22 protein-coding genes and 3 tRNA genes are annotated in these 24,181 nt (G+C 46.5%); 8 read left to right on the forward strand and 17 right to left on the reverse strand.

Going from position 1 to position 24,181, the window contains the following annotated elements; all coding sequences use genetic code 11:
- The 10 genes from QWY30_RS08500 to QWY30_RS08545 all read right to left on the reverse strand — a co-directional run.
- A partial coding sequence (locus QWY30_RS08500) for a GTP-binding protein (RefSeq protein WP_290240118.1) occupies positions 1-451 on the reverse strand: 451 nt, incomplete at its 3' end.
- Positions 452-538: 87 nt separating this feature from the next.
- Positions 539-613 (reverse strand) — tRNA-Thr (locus tag QWY30_RS08505).
- Between the two features lie 101 nt (positions 614-714).
- A tRNA-Gly gene (locus QWY30_RS08510) sits at positions 715-788 on the reverse strand.
- A 36-nt stretch (positions 789-824) separates the two neighbouring features.
- A tRNA-Tyr gene (locus tag QWY30_RS08515) sits at positions 825-911 on the reverse strand.
- A 130-nt stretch (positions 912-1,041) separates the two neighbouring features.
- On the reverse strand, positions 1,042-2,637 hold the full coding sequence (locus tag QWY30_RS08520; protein WP_290240119.1) for a rhodanese-like domain-containing protein: 1,596 nt from the start codon (positions 2,635-2,637) through the stop codon (positions 1,042-1,044).
- A 28-nt stretch (positions 2,638-2,665) separates the two neighbouring features.
- Positions 2,666-3,574: a ParB/RepB/Spo0J family partition protein gene (locus QWY30_RS08525; protein ID WP_290240120.1), complete on the reverse strand. Its 909-nt coding sequence runs from the start codon at positions 3,572-3,574 to the stop codon at positions 2,666-2,668.
- Complete coding sequence (locus QWY30_RS08530; RefSeq protein WP_290240121.1) at positions 3,564-4,382, reverse strand: ParA family protein; 819 nt, start codon at positions 4,380-4,382, stop codon at positions 3,564-3,566. Before QWY30_RS08530 ends, QWY30_RS08525 begins: the two co-directional genes overlap by 11 nt.
- Positions 4,375-5,061 (reverse strand): 16S rRNA (guanine(527)-N(7))-methyltransferase RsmG, encoded by a 687-nt coding sequence (gene rsmG / locus QWY30_RS08535; protein WP_290240122.1) that lies wholly within the window; start codon positions 5,059-5,061, stop codon positions 4,375-4,377. The genes QWY30_RS08530 and rsmG overlap by 8 nt, the downstream gene beginning before the upstream one ends.
- Positions 5,058-6,974 (reverse strand): tRNA uridine-5-carboxymethylaminomethyl(34) synthesis enzyme MnmG, encoded by a 1,917-nt coding sequence (gene mnmG / locus QWY30_RS08540; protein WP_290240123.1) that lies wholly within the window; start codon positions 6,972-6,974, stop codon positions 5,058-5,060. Before mnmG ends, rsmG begins: the two co-directional genes overlap by 4 nt.
- Positions 6,975-7,142: 168 nt before the next feature.
- Positions 7,143-8,204 carry an AbrB family transcriptional regulator gene (locus QWY30_RS08545; protein ID WP_290240125.1) on the reverse strand — a complete coding sequence of 354 codons (1,062 nt, stop codon included), beginning with the start codon at positions 8,202-8,204 and terminating at the stop codon, positions 7,143-7,145.
- 34 nt (positions 8,205-8,238) lie between these two features.
- On the opposite strand from QWY30_RS08545, the gene QWY30_RS08550 reads away from it, so the two are divergent.
- Positions 8,239-9,435 (forward strand): methionine aminotransferase, encoded by a 1,197-nt coding sequence (locus QWY30_RS08550; RefSeq protein ID WP_290240126.1) that lies wholly within the window; start codon positions 8,239-8,241, stop codon positions 9,433-9,435.
- A 426-nt stretch (positions 9,436-9,861) separates the two neighbouring features.
- Here QWY30_RS08550 and mnmE read toward each other — a convergent pair whose 3' ends face one another.
- Genes mnmE through rpmH form a run of 5 tightly spaced genes read right to left on the reverse strand, consistent with a single transcriptional unit; the run spans position 9,862 to position 13,837 of the window.
- A complete protein-coding gene (mnmE, locus tag QWY30_RS08555; RefSeq protein WP_290240127.1) occupies positions 9,862-11,214 on the reverse strand; it encodes a tRNA uridine-5-carboxymethylaminomethyl(34) synthesis GTPase MnmE in 1,353 nt (450 codons plus the stop codon).
- A 20-nt stretch (positions 11,215-11,234) separates the two neighbouring features.
- Entirely contained in the window at positions 11,235-12,968 is a 1,734-nt protein-coding gene (yidC, locus tag QWY30_RS08560; RefSeq protein WP_290240128.1) for a membrane protein insertase YidC, read from the reverse strand.
- Between the two features lie 48 nt (positions 12,969-13,016).
- Positions 13,017-13,256: a membrane protein insertion efficiency factor YidD gene (gene yidD, locus QWY30_RS08565; protein ID WP_290240129.1), complete on the reverse strand. Its 240-nt coding sequence runs from the start codon at positions 13,254-13,256 to the stop codon at positions 13,017-13,019.
- Complete coding sequence (locus QWY30_RS08570; RefSeq protein WP_290240130.1) at positions 13,253-13,645, reverse strand: ribonuclease P protein component; 393 nt, start codon at positions 13,643-13,645, stop codon at positions 13,253-13,255. The genes yidD and QWY30_RS08570 overlap by 4 nt, the downstream gene beginning before the upstream one ends.
- Positions 13,646-13,702: 57 nt before the next feature.
- Positions 13,703-13,837, reverse strand: coding sequence for a 50S ribosomal protein L34 (rpmH, locus tag QWY30_RS08575; RefSeq protein ID WP_006578231.1), 135 nt, complete (start codon positions 13,835-13,837; stop codon positions 13,703-13,705).
- A 178-nt stretch (positions 13,838-14,015) separates the two neighbouring features.
- Here rpmH and dnaA point away from each other — a divergent pair, with 178 nt between their 5' ends.
- Genes dnaA through QWY30_RS08595 form a run of 4 tightly spaced genes read left to right on the forward strand, consistent with a single transcriptional unit; the run spans position 14,016 to position 20,277 of the window.
- Positions 14,016-15,515 carry a chromosomal replication initiator protein DnaA gene (gene dnaA / locus QWY30_RS08580; protein WP_290240131.1) on the forward strand — a complete coding sequence of 500 codons (1,500 nt, stop codon included), beginning with the start codon at positions 14,016-14,018 and terminating at the stop codon, positions 15,513-15,515.
- A 3-nt stretch (positions 15,516-15,518) separates the two neighbouring features.
- Complete coding sequence (dnaN, locus tag QWY30_RS08585; RefSeq protein ID WP_290240132.1) at positions 15,519-16,628, forward strand: DNA polymerase III subunit beta; 1,110 nt, start codon at positions 15,519-15,521, stop codon at positions 16,626-16,628.
- Between the two features lie 2 nt (positions 16,629-16,630).
- On the forward strand, positions 16,631-19,096 hold the full coding sequence (gyrB, locus tag QWY30_RS08590; protein WP_290240133.1) for a DNA topoisomerase (ATP-hydrolyzing) subunit B: 2,466 nt from the start codon (positions 16,631-16,633) through the stop codon (positions 19,094-19,096).
- A 26-nt stretch (positions 19,097-19,122) separates the two neighbouring features.
- Positions 19,123-20,277 (forward strand): iron-containing alcohol dehydrogenase, encoded by a 1,155-nt coding sequence (locus QWY30_RS08595; protein WP_290240134.1) that lies wholly within the window; start codon positions 19,123-19,125, stop codon positions 20,275-20,277.
- A gap of 25 nt (positions 20,278-20,302) precedes the next feature.
- Here QWY30_RS08595 and QWY30_RS08600 read toward each other — a convergent pair whose 3' ends face one another.
- Positions 20,303-20,644, reverse strand: coding sequence for a DUF1840 domain-containing protein (locus QWY30_RS08600; RefSeq protein ID WP_290240135.1), 342 nt, complete (start codon positions 20,642-20,644; stop codon positions 20,303-20,305).
- A 79-nt stretch (positions 20,645-20,723) separates the two neighbouring features.
- Between QWY30_RS08600 and argS the strand changes: the two genes are divergently transcribed.
- The 3 genes from argS to QWY30_RS08615 are packed head-to-tail and all read left to right on the forward strand — an operon-like array spanning position 20,724 to position 23,809.
- The gene (argS, locus tag QWY30_RS08605; protein WP_290240136.1) at positions 20,724-22,409 is read left to right on the forward strand and encodes an arginine--tRNA ligase; all 1,686 of its coding nucleotides are present in this window, start codon (positions 20,724-20,726) and stop codon (positions 22,407-22,409) included.
- A gap of 9 nt (positions 22,410-22,418) precedes the next feature.
- The gene (locus QWY30_RS08610) at positions 22,419-23,141 is read left to right on the forward strand and encodes an SPOR domain-containing protein (protein ID WP_290240137.1); all 723 of its coding nucleotides are present in this window, start codon (positions 22,419-22,421) and stop codon (positions 23,139-23,141) included.
- A 29-nt stretch (positions 23,142-23,170) separates the two neighbouring features.
- Positions 23,171-23,809, forward strand: a complete 639-nt coding sequence (locus QWY30_RS08615) for a thiol:disulfide interchange protein DsbA/DsbL (RefSeq protein ID WP_290240138.1) — start codon at positions 23,171-23,173, stop codon at positions 23,807-23,809.
- A 66-nt stretch (positions 23,810-23,875) separates the two neighbouring features.
- Here QWY30_RS08615 and QWY30_RS08620 read toward each other — a convergent pair whose 3' ends face one another.
- Entirely contained in the window at positions 23,876-24,178 is a 303-nt protein-coding gene (locus QWY30_RS08620) for a DUF1330 domain-containing protein (protein ID WP_290240139.1), read from the reverse strand.
- Between the last annotated feature and the right edge of the window lie 3 nt (positions 24,179-24,181).

Here is a 24,181-nt window from a genome sequence, read left to right on the forward strand (position 1 = left end):
CGACCAGCTCAAGCAGCTCAGCATCATCAACCATGTCGGCCTTGTTCAGGAACACGATGATGTAAGGCACGCCCACCTGACGCGACAGCAGGATGTGCTCGCGAGTCTGGGGCATTGGGCCGTCAGCGGCGGACACCACCAAGATTGCGCCGTCCATCTGGGCAGCGCCCGTGATCATGTTCTTGACGTAGTCGGCGTGGCCGGGGCAGTCAACGTGAGCGTAGTGACGGTTAGCCGTCTCGTACTCGACGTGGGCAGTGTTGATGGTAATACCGCGTGCGCGCTCTTCGGGAGCGGCGTCGATCTGCGAGTAGTCTTTTGCTTCGCCACCAAACTTCTTGGACAGAACAGTCGTGATCGCTGCGGTCAACGTCGTTTTGCCGTGGTCAACGTGGCCGATTGTGCCGACGTTAACGTGTGGTTTAGTACGTTCAAACTTGCCTTTTGCCATGGCTGACTCCTGACCTGAGTTGAAGCTAATTAAATTGATGAAAATAAAATGTTGTTGTACTAGCAGCGCTAAATACTGTAAGGCTTCTGGTGCCCATGACGCGGATCGAACGCGTGACCTCTCCCTTACCAAGGGAGTGCTCTACCACTGAGCCACATGGGCGCATTCGCCGGGCACGCCCCACGAACCTAAAATCTGTAAATCTTATCCTGCAACGTGAACTATTTTTACTACCTTACTGCTTAGGTACCTGCACTTGCCGCTGGAGCGGGTGAAGGGAATCGAACCCTCGTCGTAAGCTTGGAAGGCTTCTGCTCTACCATTGAGCTACACCCGCCCTATCGAGTTTGCGTCCGTCTAAACAGTCGCTACTTGGTGGAGAAGGTTGGATTCGAACCAACGTAGGCGCAAGGCCAACAGATTTACAGTCTGCCCCCTTTAACCACTCGGGCACCTCTCCACAAGAGAACCAACGATTATGAACGAACAATTCCTAATTGTCAAGAGCTTAGCTTCTTAACATGACAGAATAGCTTCAAAATTTGCTTTCAGGTTTCCTAAGTGAGCTAAATATTATTTATGTTTGGAGCCTAGTGCGGCAATCTAAATCCGTTTCGCTCTTGTTCGTCAATTTGGGCGAGCAAATTCATTTCCCAAGCCAGATATTGTCTAGCTGCCGCTTTGTTTCCATCATGGCGATCGTGCACAAAAAACAGATAATCGATGCACTCTTCATCAGTTGGGTTATTTTCAGTGGCTTCAAGCGGCAGATTTTCTTCTTTCCAGGTTGCGGGGGAATCGAGATTGACGCAAATCTCCTGAGTCCCCATTTCCCTGAGATCTTTTGCAGCCAATTCTGCTGTTTCCATATCTTCGGCAAGTAAAAGAACAGGGCTGTTTCCAAGTTTTGTTGATAACTTGCTCAAAACAGGACGAATCGACCACAAGGCGTTTTTAATGTGAGATTCGCGATATTTCATACTTGGTCTTAGGTCAATGAGTTTTGCTCCGGCTTTCATATATTCAGCAATTTCTTTGGCTTGAATTTTGTTCAAACGCAAATTTTTGTTTTGATGCTTCGACTCAACAGTTTTTAATTCTTTCGCTTCTTCAAACGCGTTCTCCCACACGGATACATCCCAACCAAGCATAGCTAACCATGAAGCCATTGCCGGGGCGCGAACACCTTCCTGATCGATCAAGACGAGTCGGGCACCTCTTACGCCAACATATTGATCCGTTGCCTGAACGAGCTGGCCTCCTGGCGTATGTTGCGCACCTGGGATTGTTCCGCTTGCATATTCTTCGGGTGTACGGACATCACAAAGAAATGTTGTGCGCTCAGAATCATCCAGCCATTTTTGGACGGTTTTCACATCCACAAAAGCAACATGATGTTTTTCAGCCAATCTTCTTGCGCGTTCTTTTCGGACATTGATCGACTCAAAATTTATCTGCTCTGGATACTTTCTACTTTCACCATGATCCAGTTTGAAGTCTTCCAAATACCAGCCCTGGGTACCATTTTCAAGTGCCAGAACCTTGTTCGGTATGCCGAGATTAATCAGCGTTTGCGCACCAATAATGCTTCTGGTTCTTCCTGCGCAATTAATCACTATCGTTGTATCTGCATGTGGAACGATTTCCTCAATACGGAGTGCCAGTTCTCCATTCGGGCAGCAGATTGCCGTTGGAATACTCATCTTTTTGTATTCGGTAAAAGGGCGCCCGTCCAGAACAACTAGGTTCTCTTTGTTGGCTATTTTTTGATTCAGTTCTGCCGCAGTAATTCTTGGGGTGTTGAACGCATGTTCTGCGAGCTCTCCAAATGCTTTGCTAGGTAAATTTACACCGGCAAACACTTCGTACCCTGCTGCCCGCCATGCCGGCATGCCACCTTCGAGTACGTGTATGTGTTGATATCCAAGTTCGCTTAATCGCCGACATGCTTTGTTTGATAACTCACCAGATACGTCGCCTATCAACACCATACGTACATTTTTACGGGGAACCAATCTGACGACTTCAGTTTCAAGTTTGCTATATGGAACCGATACAACATAAAAAAGGTGCTCTTCTCCATATTGTCCGTGTTCACGCACATCTAGTAATGCGATTTCTTGGCCATCGTGCAACCATTGTTTGAGTAAGGGTGCTTTGATCTGCTCAGGTTTATTCTGACTCATTTGTTTTGTCTCTTTTTTCGTATGATCTTTATTGATCTAGCTCTTCTTTGAGTTGCATTTTTTCGATCAATGCTGAGCAATGATCCCAACCATGGAATTCAATGATGATTTGTCCTTTACCTTTCGCGTTTGCTTTTAATGACAATTTGGTTCCAAGCTGATCTGAAAGCGTTTCTTCCAACCTTGCAATATCTCTTGAGCCTGATGCATCACGTTTGGCTGGTTTCGATGTGTTTTCAACGCCTGCGCGTGTCACGAGCTTTTCGGCATCGCGAACAGATAATCTTTTTGCAATGATTTGGTTAGCAAGTTTAATCTGTGTCGCGGTATCAACAGCAAGCAACGCTCGAGCGTGACCCATATCAATATCACCCGCAAGCAACATCGTTTGAACAGGTACGGCCAAATTCAACAGCCTTAATAAATTGCTTGTAGCGGATCTTGAGCGACCAATTGCGGTAGCTGCCTGTTCATGTGTCAGGCCAAACTCATCTAATAAACGCTTTACTCCCTGTGCTTCCTCTAAAGGATTAAGATCTTCACGCTGAATATTTTCAATCAGCGCCATGGCTGCCGCGTGTTCGTCTGCGACCTCCCGCACCAATACAGGCACCTCTGTTAGACCCGCTAACTGTGCGGCTCTGAAGCGTCTTTCACCTGCGATAATTTCATAGCGTCCTTTGGCGTCCTCGAGTGGACGTACCAAAATTGGCTGCATGATTCCTTGCGCCCGTATTGAATCGGCAAGCTCTGCCAACGCACCTTCATCCATTCTTGTTCTTGGCTGGTATTTTCCAGCTTGGAGTTTTGAAACAGACAATACATTGGGCGAAGTTGTCTGCTGTTCTGTCTGTCCTAGCTGGTTTAAACCGGGCGCATCTGCTCCAAGCAGCGCTTCGAGTCCGCGACCCAGACCCTTGGGTTTTTTAGTTGCCATCTTTATTCCTGTCATGAGTGTTTTTCTTGACGCGTTCAATGACTTCAGCACCGAACGCAATGTAGGCTTGCGCACCGCGTGAGCTCGGGTCATAGTTGACGCCCGGCATTCCATGACTCGGGGCTTCCGCTAACCTGACATTACGTGGGACAACTGTTTTAAATACTTTGTCACCAAAGTGTGCTTCTAGTTGGGCTGAGACTTGTTGTTGCAACGTGACGCGAGGATCGTACATGACCCTTAAAAGACCAATCAAACTCAGTTCTGGATTAATGTTTCGATGAACTCGTTTGATGGTATTGACCAGATCAGACAAGCCTTCCAGTGCAAAATATTCACATTGCATCGGAATGATGACGCCGTGTGCCGCCGCTAATCCGTTGAGCGTTAGCAGTGATAGTGTTGGTGGGCAATCAATCAGTACAAAATCATAATCTTGCGCGACATCATCTATTGCTTGTTTAAGTTGAAGCTCACGCTCATCCATGCCGACTAGATCTATTTCTGCACCTGATAACTCTCTATTTGCAGGAAGCACATCGTATCCACCATTTTCTGAGGAAACTCTTGCTTCTTTGATTGTCGCTTCTCCGATTAGTACATCGTATAAGTTATGCGCCAATGCACTTTTATCAATCCCGCTACCCATCGTTGCGTTGCCTTGAGGGTCAAGATCAATGAGTAATACACGTTGTTTGTGTTTGGCGAGTCCTGCAGCCAAATTGATTGCCGTCGTTGTTTTTCCCACACCACCTTTTTGATTTGCGATACAAAACACGCGTGCCTTTTGTGGAATTTGATCAGTCATTGTGTTCCTTTTTTTTCATCCATACCAGGCACCGCTGGGCATTCAATTCGGGTACGTTCAAATTTTCAATTTTATCGACATGCCAGTTGGTGTTTTTTTCTAGTTCTTCGATTTCTTGATGAGGCTCTTTTCCTTTCATCCCAAGCAACACCCCATCTTTTTTTACGTGTTCACCTGCTAACTGAGCAAAATCTACGAGGCTTGAAAAAGCTCTGGATGTCACGATATCGTAGGGCTCTGCTTTTAACTGTTCGACTCGCGACTGAATTGCCGATAGGTTACTTAACTTTAATACCCCGGCAATTTGTCTGACAAAGGTCATTTTTTTTCCAACAGTATCTACACAAGTCACTTCCGTATTTGGAATCATTATTGCGATCACCACACCAGGCAATCCTGCGCCCGAACCAACATCTAATATTCTGATTGTGTTCAGATTTTGCTCTTTGATATGTTTTAACAACGGAGCAATGATCGCCAAGCTATCGAAGACATGTTGTACAAGCGCTTGTTTAGGCTCCCTAATCGCCGTGAGGTTGTACGTTTTGTTCCATTTTAATAGTTGAGTTAAATACTCAAGTAGTTGCTTTTTTTCTTCATTTGTCGCTTGTAGCGCTAAATCCGAACATGCTTGATCTAAATCCCGAGCATGTTGAGTCGTAAATATATCTGTAATCATTCAGTCGCTTTATTAGATTGACCGTAGTGGTGTCTCTTTAGATGAATCAGCAAAAGTGATATTGCTGCCGGCGTGATCCCAGATATTCTTGAAGCTTGGCCAACTGTTTCTGGTCGGTGCATTCTGAGCTTTTGTCTGACCTCAAAGGACAGACTTGTAATCGCATCAAAATCTAATGTGGAAGGAATTTCTTGGGTCTCATACGACTGTTGACGGTTGATTTCTTCTTGCTGTCTAGCAATGTAACCCTCGTATTTAATCTGTATTTCTACTTGTTCTGACTGTTCACCCGGGGGTAAACCTTCTGGCATCTCGACATGTTTAAGAAAGCGCATAGACATCAAGTCTTGGTAAGTAACGTTAGGGCGCTTTAATAAATCTGATAGTAAGTACTCGCGTGCAATCTCTTTGCCCAAAGCGCTTTCTGCCGCTTCTGGCGCTAACATTCTTGGATTAACCCAAGTACTTCTTAATCTTTGTATTTCTTTTTCAACAGCCTCATGTTTCTCATTGAATGCTTTCCATCGAACGTCATCCACTAAATTAAACTTTCTTCCAATTTCTGTTAATCGCCAATCTGCATTATCTTCTCTTAAGCTTAATCTGTACTCAGCTCTTGATGTAAACATACGATAGGGCTCAGTCACACCTTTTGTGACAAGATCATCGACTAGAACACCGATATACGCTTGATCTCTTCTTAACAAAAGTGGACTTTGGTCACGTGAATATTGCGCAGCATTGATACCTGCTAATAAGCCTTGGGCTGCAGCTTCTTCGTAACCAGTCGTGCCATTGATTTGGCCAGCAAAAAACAAACCTTCAATGGACTTTGTTTCAAAGGATGACTTAAGTTCTCTTGGATCAAAATAATCATATTCAATCGCATAACCCGGCCGAACAATATGTGCGTTTTCAAGACCTTTTAGCGAGCGAATGAGATTTAATTGAACATCAAAAGGTAAAGAAGTTGATACTCCGTTTGGATAAACCTCATGTGTGTCTAAACCTTCTGGCTCAAGAAAAACCTGATGAGAATTCTTATCTGCGAACCGGTGAACCTTATCCTCTATAGAGGGACAATATCTTGGACCAACTCCCTCAATTACTCCACTATACATAGGTGAGCGATCAAGTCCCCCACGAATGATTGCATGCGTTTGTTCATTTGTATGAGTCACCCAACAAGGTATCTGTCTTGGATGCATTGCTGTTGATCCAAGAAAAGAAAATACCGGTACAGGATCTAAGTCACCCGGTTGTTCTTCAAGGATTGCGTAATTAATTGTTCTACCGTCTATTCGAGGTGGCGTACCTGTTTTTAGTCGTCCTTGTGGAAGACTCATTTCTTTGAGTCTTCGACCCAGAGAAGTTGAGGAGGGGTCTCCGGCTCGGCCCGCTGTGTAATTTTCAAGGCCTACGTGAATGAGTCCATTTAAAAAAGTACCTGCAGTGAGTACGACGGCTTTAGTTCGAAACACTACGCCTGTTTGGGTAACTGCGGCAACAACTCGATTTCCTTCTACGAGCAGATCGTCTACAGATTGTTGAAATAACCATAAGTTTTCTTGATTCTCCAACCGCGTACGAATTGCTTTTCTATATAAAACACGATCTGCCTGAGCACGTGTTGCTCGAACTGCGGGACCTTTCGAACTATTCAATATTTTGAACTGTATGCCAGCTTCATCTGTTGCAATTGCCATTGCACCACCAAGAGCATCTATTTCTTTTACCAAATGCCCTTTTCCAATTCCTCCAATAGATGGATTGCATGACATCTGACCCAAAGTTTCGATGTTATGCGTCAACAATAGCGTTTTTGCACCACTTCGCGCAGAAGCCAACGCTGCCTCTGTTCCAGCATGTCCGCCACCAATTACGATTACATCAAATATTTTTGGGTAGTCCATGACTTATCTTCCAACTGACAGCACTCATTATAAACTTCCGCATGTTCCACGTGAAACACTCGATTTAATTCCATCTTTATGCAAAATTAACTATGTCATTACTATTTATGTTTCACGTGGAACATAACAAATATTTTGTGGATAAGTTATGTATAACCTGAGGAATAACTATGTATAAGTCGGGAAAACTTTCGTAGACTTTTCGAATCTAGAGACCACGAATTGATAAAGAGGACCCGTTAAAAGAACCACTCCAACCATTCTAGAAACTTGAAAGGCTGTCACAACAGGAACACCAAGTTGTAAAACTTTTGCAGTAATAGCCATTTCGGCAATACCACCAGGCGCTACGCTCACGGCTAAAGTTGAAAGTGGCAATTCAGTAAATTGATCTAACAGTAGGGCATATCCAAAGGCTAGAAGCAAAGCAGTCGCACTAAAAATAACTACATAAAACAAAAACTGCGGCGCTTTCTTAAAAAACCCTGGACGAAACCTGTCACCAAGTGACCACCCAATGAAAAGTTGAGCAATTTTAGAAAGTTCTGGCGGAACGATTGAAAAATGAATTTGATTAATCGTTAAAGCCATTGCAACAAACATGGGTCCTAATACCCAAGCATTCGGTATTTTGAAATACTGGCCAATCAAGCCACCTAAAGCGGTTAATACACCCAACCAAATCAAACCAGAGAAAGAAAAAGCTCTACTTTCAATAGTTGTGAGATCGATACCTGCCACATTAAACAACTCACAAGCAAATGGTACGGCTAGAACCACTAAAATGACTCTAACTGTATGTGCGCTAGCCACCAAGTCTGGTCTGACGCCGTAACGTTCAGCCAAGACCGCCATTTCATTTGCACCGCCAATTGCAGAAGAAAACCAGGCCGTTTTAAGATCAACATGTCCCAAACGATGAAGTAAACAAGTCCCGTAAACTGCAAGCAATAAAGCAAGAAATAAACCTAAAAGCATGGCAAACCAATGGCTTGCAACAACTGCGATCACTTGTGGAGTGAAATAAAGGCCAAGAGTGAGACCAATAACCCATTGGCCAAAGTTTCGCAAAGGGGAGGCACTACAGACAGGGACTGCCAACAACCTCAATGCAGCAACAACAAGAAGAGGGCCCAGCGTCCAAGGTAAAGGAATACCGAGATATTGTGCAAAAAATGCTCCGGTTATCGATGCTGTTAGTCCTACTACCAGTTTTAAAAAGATATTCACAACCCAACAACCATAAAAAAATGCGTATTATCAAATGATTGAAAAAATAAACAATCACACCATGCAAATCAAATCAAAACTTCCAAATATTGGCACAACAATATTTACTACCATGAGCAAAATGGCTTCTGATTATCAGGCCATCAATCTTGGTCAGGGATTTCCGGATTTCAATGCTGATCAAGAATTATTAAATTTAGTCACAGACGCAATGATAGCGGGGCACAATCAATATCCATACATGAGCGGAGTGGCGGAATTACGTCATGTTATTAGTGAGAAGGTTGATACCTTATATGGCCACAAATATGATCGTGACACAGAAATCACCATTACAAGCGGGGCGACAGAAGCCATCATGGCTGCCGTATTGAGTACGGTAAATAGTGGGGATGAAGTCATTGTCATTGAGCCATGTTATGACTGTTATGTACCCGCTATCAAGTTAGCTGGTGGTAAGCCCGTTTTTGTACAAATGATTCCTCCAACACAACATAAAGAAAATTTTTCTGTAGATTGGAATCAAGTAAAAGACAGTGTGAATTCAAAAACACGAATGTTGATTATTAATTCTCCTCATAATCCAACAGGCGCTGTTTTTACAGATCAAGATCTGGATGCATTGGAGGCTATCGTTTCTGATACAAACATCATTGTTTTATCTGATGAAGTTTATGAACATATTGTTTTTGATGGCAATAAACATTTGAGTGTGGCATCAAGACCAAGATTGGCTGAACGATCGTTTGTTATTTCTTCGTTCGGTAAAACAACTCATACAACCGGCTGGAAAATTGGGTATTGTTGTGCTCCAGTAGTGCTCACGACAGAATTACGAAAGGTCCATCAATTTATCGTCTTTACTGTTCCTTCACCATTTCAACATGCCCTTGCTGCATATACTAAAAATTCACAGACTTACTTAACATTGCCAGCGTTTTATCAATTAAAGCGTGATCGTCTTGCTTTAGCCTTGAGAGATACAAAATTCATACCTTTGAATAGTCCAGGTACTTATTTTTTATTAGCGGATTACAGCAATATTTCAGATTTAAATGAGTCTGAGTTTTCAATTTGGCTTGCTCAAAAACATGGTGTAGTTGTGATTCCAGTTTCTGCTTTTTATGCAAATCCAAACGATCTCTTAGCGAATCATAAGCTTGTGAGATTTTGTTTCGCAAAAAAAGAAAGTACGTTAGACGAAGCCATTGAGAGATTAAAGAAAGTTTAATTTTATCTATAGTTGATGAGAAGAATTGATTTAAACATGAAGACTTGATGATTGAAATAGCCGAGACAGGTTCTCTCTTTTGAAAATTTCAGAACTTTACTGTGCTGTATATCTTTTTGTTTATATATAAAAACTAATAGATAAGACACTCTGTGGATAACAGGTATAACTTTAAAAACATGTTTAAAATCAATTATTTATAAGATAATTTTTCTGTGTGTGAGTTCTGTTTGGCATTGTGGAGGAACTTGAACAAGTTTTCTCATTCAGCATTTAAGAGCGGTTGTTCTTATTTCATACACAAAGTGTCCACAATTGCTGAGCCTATGTTATCCACAGTTAAAAAACATGAAAAAATTTTGTAACAATTGGAAGACGGGTCAAAAAACAACAAAAATCTCCTCGAATCTTAAAAATTACTTATATTTATTTACCAATACAAAAACGAGAAAAAATTTGTCCTAACAGGTCATCAGGACTCATCTGACCTGTAATGGTGCCTAAAAAATCATGAGCCAAGCGTAATTCTTCTGCAAAAAGGTCTAAAACTCTGTCGTCTTGTTGAGCATGCATTTCTGCTAATTTCAAATGATGAGACGCAGATTCGAGAGCATCAATATGACGCTGCCTTGCCAACCAAGGAGACTCTTGACCTGGTTGCCATCCAGCAAGATACAGAAGTCGATCTATTAAAAGTTCGAGACCGTTTCCTGTTTTTGCTGAAATATAAATAACATCCTCACCTGAAGGAGGAATGGTTTTTAATAAATCTGCTTTATTAAATACAGTCAGTAATGTACTTTTCGGTGATCGGTGAAATGCAATTTTTTCATCTATTGCTAGGTTGGATTTTGTAGCGTCTTTTAAATTAAGCACCACATCAGCTTTTGAAATTTCTGCCCAGCTACGTTCAATACCGATAGATTCAATTTTGTCAGTTGTATCACGTAGACCTGCCGTATCAACAATGGTGATAGGTACACCTTGTATATGGATCAATTGAGTGACTTTATCGCGGGTTGTTCCTGCAATGTCTGTCACGATTGCAAGATCCTCACCTGATAGCGCGTTAAGAAGGCTGGATTTACCTACATTGGGTTCGCCAGCAAGCACGACATGTAAACCTTCTCTAAGAACAAGTCCTTGTTTGGACTGTTTTAGAACTAAATTCAAATTTTCTTGAATTTTGTTCAAACGTTCACGTGCTTGATACTTTTCGAGAAATTCAATTTCCTCTTCCGGAAAATCCAATGTCGCTTCCACCATCATCCGCAATTGAATAATGGATTCTGATAACGCGTTAATTTTTTTGGAGAAATGTCCGCTAAAAGAAGACATCGCAGCACGAGCAGCCGTTTCAGAAGAAGCATCGATCAAGTCAGCAATGGCTTCTGCTTGAGCGAGATCAATTTTGTCGTTTAAGAAAGCACGAAGCGTAAATTCACCAGGATCGGCCATACGCAGCCCAAACGCTGAACCGACATGCAGACATTGCTTCAAAAGAGTTTGCATGACTGCGGGCCCGCCATGGCCTTGCAGCTCTAATACATCTTCTCCAGTATATGAATGTGGTGCCGAAAAAAAGATCGCGATACCTTGGTCGATCGGTTCTCCGTGTGAATCAGGAAAAACACAGTAATGAGCCCGTCTTGGCTTCAGATCTTGTTTAAGTAGCGCATAAGCAAAGGGCCCCAGTTGGGGCCCAGATATACGTATGATGCCAACGCCGCCCCGTCCAGGGGCGGTGGCAATCGCAACAATTGGATATTTATTTAGCATGCTTCAAGCTTGATTAAACATTAGCGATGCGCGATTGCTGCAGCTGCTGCGATTTGACGCATGACATACCATTGTTGAGCAATAGAAAGAATATTGTTTACACACCAGTACAAGACTAAACCAGAAGGGAAAAAAAACATCATCGCACCGAATATCAAAGGCATGAACATCATGACTTTGGCTTGCATTGGATCAGGTGGTGTTGGGTTCAACTTCATTTGGATAAACATCGTTCCCATCATGACAACAGGAAGAATGAAGTAGGGATCTTGAACTGCCAAGTCTTTAATCCACCATATCCAAGGAGCGCCCCGGAGTTCTACGCTCGAACCAAGAACATAGTAAAGAGAAATAAATACGGGGATCTGAATCAAAATCGGTAAACAACCTCCCAGAGGATTGATCTTTTCAGTCCGATACATCTCCATCATGGCGGTATTGAGCTTTTGACGGTCGTCACCAAACTTTTCTTTGAGCGCCTGCAAACGCGGAGCGACCATTTTCATTTTGGCCATTGAGCGATAGCTTGCCGCTGAGAGGGGATAAAAAGCCGCCTTAATCAAGATGGTGAGTACAACAATCGTCCAGCCCCAATTGCCAAGAATGGTGTAAATCCATGTCATGAGCGCAAACAAGGGCTTGGCAATGATGGTTAATAAACCATAATCGACAACCAGATCCAAACCAGGTGCGACTTTTTCAAGATCTTCCTGATCTTGAGGTCCGACCCATAATTTGGCCGGAACACTCAGTTGACCGCCTGGAGCGATTGAACCGACGGGTTCAATACTACGGATGGCAAAAAGATTTTTTTGCAATTCAGTCATCTCATAGCTGCGGGTTTTACCTTGTGGTGGCACCCAAGCAGTCACGAAATAGTGTTGAACCATCGCAAACCAGCCGTTGTCAGCTTCCTTGATGTACGTTGCTTTTCGTTTTTCAATCTCAGAAAAAGATACTTTTTGGAATTTGTCTTGATCAGAATAAATGGCAGGACCCGTGAAACTGACGGGACCTGACATAAAGCTTGGTGTGGAATTTTCACTGGCGGCATCTTTGCCATCGCGAGTAATTTGTAAATACACCGAAGGGCTAATAGGTTGAGCCGTCAGGTTTTCAATCTGGTGATCAACGAGAATTTCGTAACTGGAACGCTTCAGTGTGAAAGATTTAGTGAGCTTTACACCACTTGATTCTGAAACAAACTTGATCACTAACTGATCACCATTAAGTTCGCGATCTGAAGTGGCTAGTGTGTAAGGAGCAAGATGTGTCGGGTATAGACTTCCAGCAGGCGCGCCAGTCAGTCCCGACTGGACAACATATACTTGCCCACCCCGATTGTTAAGCAGAACAAAAGGTTTGTCTTTCTCTTCACGGCTCGGAAAATCAAGAAGATCTGCACGCACGAGCTGTGCACCTTGAAGATCAAAGCTCAGCGCCAGAACATCTGTTTTAAAGCTCACGGTTTGTGGCTCAACCGCAGCAGCCGTTGCAACACCAGGAACATTACTAACCGAACCGGTGGAGATCGCAGGCGTGGCAGGAGTAACAGGAACACCCGTAGGAACACCGGCAGGAACACCCGCAGGCGTAGTTGTAGCTTCTGCAGTAGGTGTTGCGGGAGTAGAAGCTGTTGTTGGTGGCTGTCCACCTAATAGGGAGGGGTTCCCTTGGTGAATCTGCCAATTGTTCCACAGCATAAGCAGCGAAAACGAAAAAATCATCAATAAGATGGTGCGTCGGATATCCATTCTTGCCTAAATAAAAAAAGCTCACCAGCGAAGGCTCGCAGTTTAGCGTTAATCAGAGTGCTTGCGTTGTGGAACGGGATCATGACCACCCTGACACCACGGGTGACAGCGTGAAACTCGACGAATTGCCAAGAGCAATCCAAAAAAGGGACCTCTAACTTGAATCGCCTCAATTGCATAATTGGAGCAAGTCGGCGTAAAACGACACCAATGACCGAGCCAAGGACTAAGCAAATATTGATATGCCTTGATTGGAGCAATCAATATCGTTTTTAGTAGGCTTATCATCGTCGAGCCCGCAAAAAGTGGGCATCTGCTTCTTGACGAGCTGCCAGCTTGAGTTGGGTGAGCGATAAAGAAGTAATTGGTTTGTGAAGCCGGACAACAAAATCACTTGGTGGCAAATCGTGACGCCTGGCACGGAAAGCTTCCCGAACAACGCGTTTTAAAGCGTTTCTCGTGCTCGCGTGATGAGCAAACCTTTTTGCCATGATGAGCCCAAGCCGAGCGCAAGGGATGACGGATGTATCTGAAAATACTGCTAAATCAGTAGCTTGGCGTAAGTGAGCAGTCACTACGAAAAACGCCCCACGGGCAATACGGCGACCCGCGAGGGCCGCAGCAAATTCGGTGGGGCGGTGCAAGCGCGCCGCCGCAGGAAACGTGGCGCGAGACATAACAAAGCAAAGGAGCGATAGAAAAGGTCGTGAACAGTTTCTTCGCAACCAGCCGTATTAGACGGCTAAACGCTTGCGGCCTTTGGCGCGGCGAGCGTTGATGACAGCACGGCCACCACGAGTTTTCATCCGAACACGAAAACCATGCGTGCGCTTGCGGCGGGTGACGGAGGGTTGGTAGGTACGTTTCATGATTAAGGGCCCAACAAAGAGCGAAAAAGTTTAGGAATATCTCGAAAAGCCCTCCATTTCATCAAAAAATACGAGACAAGTCAAATGTTTACCTTCGTCAACTCGTATAAATACGAGTAGCGCCTGTGGATAACCTTGACCGACACAGGGTAGAATCGAGGTTTGATCAGTGAGTCACATGAACGAGTTTTGGCAATCCTGCGTCTCTCATTTAGAGCAGGACTTCCCCCCACAGCAAATCAGCGCATGGATACGTCCGCTGGTACCGCTCGCCTTTGATGAAACAAAGGCGCAGTTACGTGTGTCCGCGCCAAATCGATTCAAACTGGACTGGGTGAAAAAGAATTTTGCTCAACAGATTGAAGCATTTGCTTCAAAATGGTTCGACCAGCCCGTTCAAGTATTGTTTGAATTGCCTGCATCCACAGCGGATCGCTCAAAACAATCTATGGTTAACGGCGCCTTCGCAAGAACGGAAGACCATCGAACGGAGAATGTGAAAGGTTCCAGCATTTCTGGTACCACATACACACAGTCTGGCTTAGATCACGTTACCGCGAACAAAGGGATAGACCCGCAAGGATCAATCAATGAAAATCTTATTGGATCAAACGATCCCGTAAGAACGCCGGCATCCATGACGCCAGTTGATGACAAGTCCAGGTTAAATGTTGATTTAACCTTTGACAATTTTGTCACCGGAAAAGCAAACCAGCTTGCAAGAGCTGCAGCATTACAAGTGGCGGAGAATCCTGGTACTTCGTACAACCCACTATTTTTATATGGCGGGGTAGGATTAGGAAAAACACATCTGATTCATGCAATTGGAAATGCCATGGTGGCAGCGGGCCACGGTGTGCGAGTTCGATATGTGCATGCGGACCAATATGTTTCTGATGTGGTGAAAGCATATCAACGCAAAGCATTTGATGACTTCAAGCGCTATTACCATTCTTTAGACTTGTTACTAATCGATGATATTCAGTTCTTTTCGGGTAAAAATCGAACACAAGAAGAGTTTTTCTATGCGTTTGAAGCAATGGTGGCCCAACGCAAACAAATCATTATCACCAGCGATACCTACCCGAAAGAATTGGCAGGGATTGATAGTCGTTTGATTTCACGTTTTGATTCAGGACTCACTGTGGCGATTGAGCCACCGGAGCTGGAAATGCGTGTTGCCATATTGTTGCGTAAAGCCGAGCAAGAAGGGATGACCATGCCCGAAGAAGTCGCATTTTTTATTGCCAAACATTTAAGAAGCAACGTTCGGGAATTAGAGGGTGCGCTGAAAAAAGTAGTGGCTTACGCACGGTTTCACGGACGTGATGTGGCAAACGTCGATATTTGTAAAGACGCGCTCAAAGATTTGTTATCCGTTTCTAGCGGGCAAGTAACAGTTGAAAATATTCAAAAAACAGTGGCTGATTTTTACAAAATCAAAGTCGCTGATATGTACTCAAAACGACGACCCGCCAACATTGCGATGCCGCGTCAGGTCGCGATGTATTTAGCAAAAGAACTGACGCAAAAGAGCTTACCGGACATTGGAGATATGTTTGGTGGGCGAGATCACACGACTGTTTTACACGCTGTCAGAAAAATTGCCGATTTGCGTGCCAAACAAGCAGACCTTAACCATACGCTGCATGTGCTCGAACAAACTCTAAAGGGATAATTCATGCAACTTGTACAAACCCCACGTGACGCGCTTTTAAAGCCGTTATCGACCGTCGCCGGAATCGTAGAGCGCAGACATACGTTGCCAATCCTGGCAAATATTTTGCTGAAAAAAGAGGCTGATCGGGTTTCATTCATTGCGACAGACCTCGAGGTTCAGATTACGACACATGCGGATTTCGGCGTAGGTCAAGATACGGAGTCGCTCACGGTCGCGGCACGGAAATTTGTGGATATTTTGCGCGCGCTGCCTGACACAGGAGATGTGAAGCTGTCGACTGCAAGCGGCAAACTCGCGATTCAATCTGGCAAAAGCCGATTTTCATTACAGACGCTCGCCGCGACAGAATTTCCGACCATGACCCAGCCAGATCGCTGGGACGTGTCACTTACCATGTCGCGCAAAACGCTGAAGCACCTTTTCAATATGGTGCACTTTGCAATGGCGCAACAAGACATACGTTATTACTTGAATGGCATGTTGATGGTGTTTGAACCGGGCATGTTAAGAGCGGTTGCTACAGACGGACATCGTTTGGCACATAGCTCCACCCCAGTTGAGGGTGTATCGGTCAAACACGAAGTCATCGTGCCACGCAAAACAGTTCTTGAAATGCAACGGTTGCTGGACGACAGCGAAGAGCCCGTAACAGTTGATGTTGCGGCGGGACAAATTCGATTCTCTTTCGGACACGTTGAATTGGTGTCTAAGCTGGTTGAAGGAAAGTTTCCGGATTTCAACCGTGTAATTCCAACGAACTATACACGTCACTTCGATGTCTCTCGCGAAGTGTTGCAGGGCAGTTTGCAGCGTGCGGCTATTTTGACAACGGATAAATTCCGCAGCGTCAGATTGCAACTGGGACAGCATCTGCTCAAGATTTCTTCCACCAACGCCGAGCAAGAAGAGGCGCAAGAGGAAATTGATATTGATTATGGTCACGAAGCTCTGGACGTTGGTTTCAACGTGAGCTATTTGCTGGATTTTCTGGCCAACGTCAAAGCAGAAACGATTCGCTGGTCCATCATGCCCGATGCGAACGCTTCAGCCCTTATTACTTTGCCCGATGACGAATCATTCAAATATGTCGTCATGCCAATGCGGATCTAAACATGTCAGATAACAATCAACAAGCGGATCAAACACCTGAAGATCTTGACGCCTATGGCGCGGACTCGATCAAGATGCTCAAAGGTCTGGAGGCTGTGCGCAAGCGTCCAGGCATGTACATCGGCGATACGTCCGACGGAACAGGTTTGCATCACATGGTGTTCGAGGTCGTCGATAATGCGATCGACGAAGCTTTGGCAGGACATTGTGATGACATCGTGGTGACGATCCATGGAGACAACTCCATTTCAGTCACGGATAACGGCCGAGGGATTCCAACGGATATCCACAAGGATGACGAGTTTGGTCGCAGCGCTGCTGAGATCGTACTGACCGAATTGCATGCAGGCGGCAAGTTTGACCAAAACTCTTATAAAGTTTCTGGTGGCTTGCATGGTGTGGGTGTTTCTTGCGTGAATGCGTTGTCTTCCTGGCTGAAACTGACGATTCGTCGTAATGGACAGGTGCATGAAATGGAGTTTCGTCAGGGCGAGCGTGTTCAGCCTTTGACGGTCACAGGCAAAACAGAAAAGCGCGGAACGGAAGTTCACTTTCTGGCTGACACGACAATTTTCAATAACGTTGAGTATCACTACGAGATCTTATCCAAGCGTCTGCGTGAACTCTCGTTTTTGAATAATGGCGTCAAAATCAGACTGGTGGATCAACGTCAGGGCAAAGAGGAAAACTTTGCCTTTTCGGGTGGAGTGAAAGGCTTTGTCGAATACATCAACCGTACAAAAACGGTCTTGCATCCGAATGTGTTTTCAGTCAGTACCGAATCCAATGCTGGCGGAACACTCGTGGGTGTCGATGTCGCCATGCAATGGAACGATGGCTATAACGAACAGGTTTTATGTTTTACCAATAACATTCCTCAACGGGATGGTGGTACGCACCTGACGGGTTTACGCGCCGCGATGACGCGTATCTTGAATAAATATATTGCGGACAACGAATTAGCCAAGCGCGCCAAAGTTGAAACAACCGGCGATGACATGCGTGAAGGGTTGACCTGCGTCTTGTCAGTCAAGGTCCCTGAACCAAAATTCAGTAGTCAGACAAAAGACAAGCTTGTTTCAAGCGAAGTGCGGCCTGCTGTGGAAGAGGCTGTCGCGCGCACGCTCGAGACGTGGCTGCTTGAAAATCCGATCGACGCTAAAGCGCTCTGCGCAAAAGTCGTTGAGGCTGCGCGAGCGCGCGAAGCCGCCCGCAAGGCGCGTGAAATGACGCGTCGTAAAAGTGTCCTCGAAGGCGCAGGTTTGCCAGGCAAGCTCGCAGACTGTCAGGAAAAAGACCCGGCTTTGTGCGAACTGTATATCGTCGAGGGAGACTCTGCAGGGGGCTCGGCCAAGCAGGGTCGCGACCGGAAATTTCAGGCGATCTTGCCATTGCGTGGCAAGGTGTTGAACGTTGAAAAAGCGCGCTTTGACAAGCTCATCGCGAGCGAACAAATCACGACACTCATCACCGCACTGGGTACGAGTATTGGTCCGGATTTCAATGTTGAAAAACTACGATATCACCGTATCATCATCATGACCGACGCGGACGTGGACGGCGCGCACATTCGCACGTTGCTGTTGACATTGCTCTATCGTCAGATGCCCGAGCTGGTCGAGCGTGGTTATATTTATATTGCCCAGCCGCCACTTTACAAAGTGAAGTCCGGTAAAGATGAGCGATACCTCAAAGACGAGGTAGAAGAGTCCAGCTACATGTTGCAAGTTTCTCTCAAGGATGCTTCGCTCGTACCACGTACTGGCGCTGAACCCATTTCAGGGGATGCGTTGGCTGAGCTCGCCAAACAGTACGTGATGGCCGATGGAGTGATTGCAAGATTGAGTCGATTTATGGATGAGTCGACACTTTCCGCGATTGTTGGCGGCGCGACCGTGGAGCTCGACACAGCAGAAAACGCCGCGGCATCAGCCAAGCGTTTACAAGCCGCTCTCGAAGACCCGTTGCTCCCTCATCAGGTTGATGTTGTTTCTGAATACCATCAAGGCTCGGAAAGATTCCGTTTGATCGTACGACGCAAACATCATGGCAATGTTCGCGTAACGGTTCTTGATCCGGACTTTGTGAACGGGGCGGATTACGCTGTTTTGGCGCGGGCGGCTGCGACCTTCCAAGGTCTTGTCGGTAAAGGCGCTGTCGTGGCTCGCGGAGAAGGTGAAAAGCGTAAAGAATCCATGGTTGCGGATTTCCGTGAAGCGATGCAATGGTTGCGTAGCGAAGCCGATCGCAACGTGAGCAAGCAACGTTACAAGGGCTTGGGTGAAATGAATCCGGAGCAATTGTGGGAAACAACGATGGATCCTAAGGTTCGTCGTTTATTGCGCGTGCAAATTGAAGACGCAATTGCGGCCGATGAGATTTTCACGACGCTCATGGGTGACAACGTCGAGCCTCGACGCGCTTTCATCGAGACGCATGCGTTGCAAGCGGCCAATTTGGATGTGTAAATAGTTTTGTAATAAGGTTGTTTGTGATGACGATTTCAAGTTTTTTGTGCCCGACGACTATTTTTATGGGCGAGGGGTCATATCAAAAAATCTCTGAAATCGTCCGCAAGCTTCAGTGCCGCCGAGTATTTATCGCGCTTGATGGTGCGTTAGTCTCCAGCGATTTTTTCGCTCAAATCAAACGACTGTTGGCTGATGAGAATATTGAAGTCGCAACTTATACAGAAATTGAGCCCGATCCAAGTGCGCACACCGTAGAGAAGGCTTTTGAGGTCTGTCAGGCTCATCAAGCAACAGTATTGCTGGCAATCGGTGGTGGCAGCACAATAGACGTCGCCAAAGCGGTCGGTATTTTGGCCACTAACGGCGGACGTATCCATGACTATGAGGGAATTGAGAAGTTTTCCACCCCTCCTCTACCGTTGATCGCGATTCCAACCACAGCGGGTACGGGCTCTGAAGTTTCGGGATCATGTGTGATCTCCGATACTGAGAAAAATCTCAAAATGTCGATTCGTCATGCGGCGCTTAATCCCGCCGCGTTCGCGATTCTCGATCCCTTGGCCTTGCGGACCGTACCAGGACATGTCGCTGCGCATTCCGGAATCGATGCGTTTGTTCATGCGTTCGAGTCTTATATTTCGCGCCAGTCGAATCTGATGACTGACGCGATCAATTTGCAGGCAATTGAATTATTGGCCGGCAATATCAGGCAGTTTGTCGCCAATCGTGAAAATCTCGACGCGGGTTTAAATATGTTGGTGGGTTCTGCCCTGGCTGGCATTACCTTTGGACAAACAGGTCTGGGCAACGTGCACTGTATGGCACGGTTTGTGGGCGCTCGTTTTCATTTGTCGCACGGCCTGTCCAATGCGGTGTGTTTACCGCACGTCGCACAATTCAATTTGGCTGCCTGTCCCGAGAAATATGCGCGCGTTGCATTGGCAATGGGGCGCCCTGTACAGCAATGGCCTGTGCTCGATGCGGCACAAGCCGCTGTCGAGGCTATTCGTAAAATGTGCGAGGATCTTGGCATTCCTTCCAGATTGCGGGATGTCGGAGCGACACCTGAGACTTTTGAAGAGATGTCAGAGCAATGCCTGGCGGCAAATTACAACCGCTGGAATCCTCGACAGACAACGGTGGTAGATTTCCGCGCGCTGTTTGAGCGGGCGTATTAGGGATGAGCCAAGGCTTTTAATGCCTTTACCAGCTAGAACCTGCTTCCCACATGACGGGAACTTGCTGGGCTTGGGCTCGCTTGAGCAAGTCTAAAAGAGGAAAAGAGCGCTGCCTCAGGCCGACGGGTAAAGAAAGCGCATCTTTGGGGTGGTCCGTTTCCTGATCATCGTCCTGAGTTTGTCGGGGTTCCGCGGCAATTGCTTGTTCAAGACGTGCAATGGCGTCCTGAAGATGCCCTGGCATGAAAACGCCTCTAGACATCAAGTCCTTGTCGTCGGTTTTGCCGATGATTTTTAACAATGGTTTGGCGTGTTGTGCCAGCATTAAAATATCCGCACCGGCTTTACTGCTGAATGTGACAAGCATGATGATCTCTCTTTGGTTGCTTAGGCATAGCTTAATTCAGGCTATGATTTAAGTCTTCCTATTGTTACTGCCTACGCCCATGCTCCTCGAGCAACAAAACACCCTGATTTCCTGTATCCATCGCGCTGTGGCCGCTGTATTGCCAGAAGCAACGCCAACAGTTTTGCTGGAGCGCCCCAAAGTTGCCGCACATGGTGATTTGGCGACCAACGTTGCCATGCAGCTGGCGAAGCCCGCCAAGCGTAATCCACGTGAACTCGCTCAGGCGATTCTGGATGTGTTGTTGAATGATCCGCAAGCGCGCACGCTGATTGACCAGGCTGAGCTTGCAGGACCCGGTTTTATCAATTTCCGGTTGACGCATGCGGCCCGAACCGCGGTCATGGATTTGATTGTTCAGCAGGGCGAGGCGTTTGGTCGTGCACCGCGACAAGCGCAAAAAGTATTGGTCGAATTTGTATCGGCCAATCCGACGGGTCCCTTGCATGTCGGTCACGCCAGGCAAGCAGCACTCGGTGATGCGCTGTGTCGCTTGTTTGATGCGAGCGGATTTGAGGTGAGCCGTGAGTTCTACTACAACGATGCCGGTAACCAAATTCAGAATCTAGCGATTAGTGTGCAAGCGCGTGCACAGGGTATCGACCCGGATTCTGATCATTATCCAGCGGATGGTTATCGGGGCGATTACATTGTTGATATCGCGCGTGACTTTGTTGCCAAAGCAACAGTCAGTGCCAGCGATGCAGAGCCTGTTTTGGCGAATGGTGATTTGAATGACCTTGACAATATTCGCCGTTTCGCAGTGACATATTTACGTCGCGAACAAGATCTCGACTTGCAAGCATTTGGTTTGGCGTTTGATCATTATTATCTAGAGAGCTCACTCTATACCTCTGGTCGTGTTGAAGACACCGTCAATAAGTTGATTGCAAGTGGACATACCTATGAAAGCGAGGGCGCGTTATGGTTGCGCACAACCGAGCTTGGAACGGGTGACGACAAAGACCGTGTGATGCGAAAGTCTGAAGGTGGTTACACCTATTTTGTGCCTGACGTTGCCTATCATGTCACCAAATGGCAGAGAGGATTTACGCGCGCGATCAATATTCAGGGTAGTGATCATCATGGTACGGTTGCACGCGTACGCGCGGGTTTGCAAGCGTTATCGATGGGCATACCCGCGGATTATCCGGCATATGTTTTGCACAAGATGGTCAAAGTTGTGCGCGGCGGCGAGGAAGTCAAAATTTCCAAACGTGCCGGCAGTTATGTCACGTTGCGCGACTTGATTGAATGGGTGGGGCGCGACGCGGTTCGTTTCTTTTTGATCCAACGCCGTGCCGACACGGAGTTTGTTTTTGATGTGGATCTGGCGCGCTCGCAGAGCGAAGAAAACCCGGTCTATTACATCCAGTACGCGCATGCCAGGATTTGTTCTATGCTGGCAACGGCTGGTTTAAGCGCTGCCGAATTGCATGCGGCTCCAGTGAATTTACTCACTTCACCTACGGAGCTGGCCTTGATGCAAAGGCTTGCAGAGTTTCCAGCACTGGTGACTGAGGCGGCGGCTGAGTTGTCTCCGCATTTGGTTGCGTTCTGGTTGAGAGACTGCGCTTCTGATTTTCATTCCTGGTATAACGCCGAGCGCGTGTTGGTTGATGATGTCGCGCTTAAGCACGCACGTTTGCGACTGGCAGACGCGACTCGCCAAGTCATTGCCAATGGCCTGGAATTACTGGGTGTATCGGCTCCGGAACGGATGTAAGATCATCAAATGGCAAAACATAAATCATCCGGTGGTAGCACGATGTACGGCGTCCTGGCTGGCTTGTTGATCGGTCTGGGATTAGCCGCAGGCGTCGCTTACTACGTCATCAAGGCGCCAATGCCTTTTATGGATAAGGCGAGCCGGTCACCTGATGAGCAGGTGAGGCCTGATCCTCGCAATGCTCCCGATCCTAACGCTGCTTTGGGTGGTCGTGATACCGGTCCTGTCACTGCCCCGAGCGCGCCTGACCAACCCACAGGCCAGACCGGCGTAGCTGTAACGGGCCAAGCTGGACAGCCCGCAGCAGGCACAGCCAAGCAAAATGGTGATGCCCTGGGTTCTTTGATCGCAACCTTGACACCAGCACCAAGTGCCGGTTCACGTGCTTCGCAAGGGGCTTCTGGCTCGACATCGACAGCGAGCCGGTCAGAGGCAGGATCAGCAACAGTGGGTCCAACAGGATCGGCGAGCACCTCGTCGACAACTCCGCCCAAATCCAGCGGTCCTTATTATTTGCAGGTTGGCTCTTTCAGAGTGTTAGAGGATGCCGAAGCGTTGCGCGCCAAAATTCTCCTGATGGGGATGCCCGTTGAGATTCAGCGTGCTGAAGTTAATGGTTTGCAGGTCAATCGCGTGCGTGTGGGGCCGTTCGAACGAATCGACGACATGAATCAGACTCGTATCCGTCTAGGTCAGGAAAAAATACCCACTGCGGTTGTTCGGCAGTAAACCAATTTTGTCACTTAGGACGAATCACTATGACACAGAATATATTTTCACGTCTCGCACTGATTATTTTTGCGATGGGTGCGATGTTTTTTTCAACTGCGGGTTTTTCGCAAAACGCGCCTGCTACAAAAGGTAAATTCATTGAGCTCACGCCAGCTCAACCAACAGAGCCAGGCAAGATCGAAGTATTGGAATTTTTCTCTTATGGTTGCGGACACTGTGCAGCGATTGAACCGCTGTTGGAAAAATGGATCAAAGCGCAATCTGCTGATGTCATAGTGAGAGGTGTACCCGTAGCATTCAATGCCAGTATGAAGCCGCTGCAGCGTCTGTATTATGCGCTCGAGGCGTTGAATCGCATGGACTTGCATCCGAAAGTGTTCCAGGCGATCCATCAGGAAAAAAAGCGCTTATTTACCAAAGCAGAAATTAAAAGCTGGATCGCGACTCAGGGTGTAGATCCTGAAAAGTTTGATGCGGCATTTGAGTCGTTTGGGGTGTCTTCCAAGACAGGTCGCGCGGACCAGCTCGTGACGGCTTATCGTATTCAAGGGACCCCGACAGTTTCCGTGGCTGGGCGGTTTGTGACCTCACCTTCAGAGGCGGGTGGTTATCAACAAACCCTGGATGTCGCGAGTGAGTTGATCCGTCAGGTGAGAGGCAAATAATTTAATACCCGTATTGATCCAATGCTGATTAAAGAAAGCCCGCTGCGTAAACAGCGGGCTTTGTTCTTATGTTCCACGCATAATGTAAAACGTATGAACGTGCGCGTATTTGTCGCGGTGAAGTTTAGCTTCTTGGTAGAGATCTGAATCGTAAAACGCCAAAGCGTCTTCGTAACGGTCAAATTCCAGCAAGACGCGTCGACGTTGATCATCGGGGCCGTTCTTGACCGTGACCTCGCCACCCCGCATCACAAAACGACCGTTAAACGCAGCAACAGCGGCGGTTGATCGGGGTTGGTAGTGTGCTTTGAAGTTGTCCATGTCATGGACCTCAAGCTCAACAAAAACATAGCCCTTATCTTTAGACATCAA

Origin of the sequence: Zwartia panacis (assembly GCF_030410395.1) — a bacterium.
GTDB lineage: Bacteria > Pseudomonadota > Gammaproteobacteria > Burkholderiales > Burkholderiaceae_B > Zwartia > Zwartia panacis.

What these genes read in the sequence shown, in the direction of transcription:
- QWY30_RS08520 (WP_290240119.1), bottom strand. Translation starts at nt 2,637, where the DNA reads ATGAGTCAGAATAAACCTGAGCAGATCAAAGCACCCTTACTCAAACAA.
- QWY30_RS08525 (WP_290240120.1), bottom strand. Translation starts at nt 3,574, where the DNA reads ATGGCAACTAAAAAACCCAAGGGTCTGGGTCGCGGACTCGAAGCGCTG.
- QWY30_RS08530 (WP_290240121.1), bottom strand. Translation starts at nt 4,382, where the DNA reads ATGACTGATCAAATTCCACAAAAGGCACGCGTGTTTTGTATCGCAAAT.
- rsmG (WP_290240122.1), bottom strand. Translation starts at nt 5,061, where the DNA reads ATGATTACAGATATATTTACGACTCAACATGCTCGGGATTTAGATCAA.
- mnmG (WP_290240123.1), bottom strand. Translation starts at nt 6,974, where the DNA reads ATGGACTACCCAAAAATATTTGATGTAATCGTAATTGGTGGCGGACAT.
- QWY30_RS08550 (WP_290240126.1), top strand. Translation starts at nt 8,239, where the DNA reads ATGATTGAAAAAATAAACAATCACACCATGCAAATCAAATCAAAACTT.
- mnmE (WP_290240127.1), bottom strand. Translation starts at nt 11,214, where the DNA reads ATGCTAAATAAATATCCAATTGTTGCGATTGCCACCGCCCCTGGACGG.
- yidC (WP_290240128.1), bottom strand. Translation starts at nt 12,968, where the DNA reads ATGGATATCCGACGCACCATCTTATTGATGATTTTTTCGTTTTCGCTG.
- yidD (WP_290240129.1), bottom strand. Translation starts at nt 13,256, where the DNA reads ATGATAAGCCTACTAAAAACGATATTGATTGCTCCAATCAAGGCATAT.
- QWY30_RS08570 (WP_290240130.1), bottom strand. Translation starts at nt 13,645, where the DNA reads ATGTCTCGCGCCACGTTTCCTGCGGCGGCGCGCTTGCACCGCCCCACC.
- rpmH (WP_006578231.1), bottom strand. Translation starts at nt 13,837, where the DNA reads ATGAAACGTACCTACCAACCCTCCGTCACCCGCCGCAAGCGCACGCAT.
- dnaA (WP_290240131.1), top strand. Translation starts at nt 14,016, where the DNA reads ATGAACGAGTTTTGGCAATCCTGCGTCTCTCATTTAGAGCAGGACTTC.
- dnaN (WP_290240132.1), top strand. Translation starts at nt 15,519, where the DNA reads ATGCAACTTGTACAAACCCCACGTGACGCGCTTTTAAAGCCGTTATCG.
- gyrB (WP_290240133.1), top strand. Translation starts at nt 16,631, where the DNA reads ATGTCAGATAACAATCAACAAGCGGATCAAACACCTGAAGATCTTGAC.
- QWY30_RS08595 (WP_290240134.1), top strand. Translation starts at nt 19,123, where the DNA reads ATGACGATTTCAAGTTTTTTGTGCCCGACGACTATTTTTATGGGCGAG.
- QWY30_RS08600 (WP_290240135.1), bottom strand. Translation starts at nt 20,644, where the DNA reads ATGCTTGTCACATTCAGCAGTAAAGCCGGTGCGGATATTTTAATGCTG.
- argS (WP_290240136.1), top strand. Translation starts at nt 20,724, where the DNA reads ATGCTCCTCGAGCAACAAAACACCCTGATTTCCTGTATCCATCGCGCT.
- QWY30_RS08610 (WP_290240137.1), top strand. Translation starts at nt 22,419, where the DNA reads ATGGCAAAACATAAATCATCCGGTGGTAGCACGATGTACGGCGTCCTG.
- QWY30_RS08615 (WP_290240138.1), top strand. Translation starts at nt 23,171, where the DNA reads ATGACACAGAATATATTTTCACGTCTCGCACTGATTATTTTTGCGATG.
- QWY30_RS08620 (WP_290240139.1), bottom strand. Translation starts at nt 24,178, where the DNA reads ATGTCTAAAGATAAGGGCTATGTTTTTGTTGAGCTTGAGGTCCATGAC.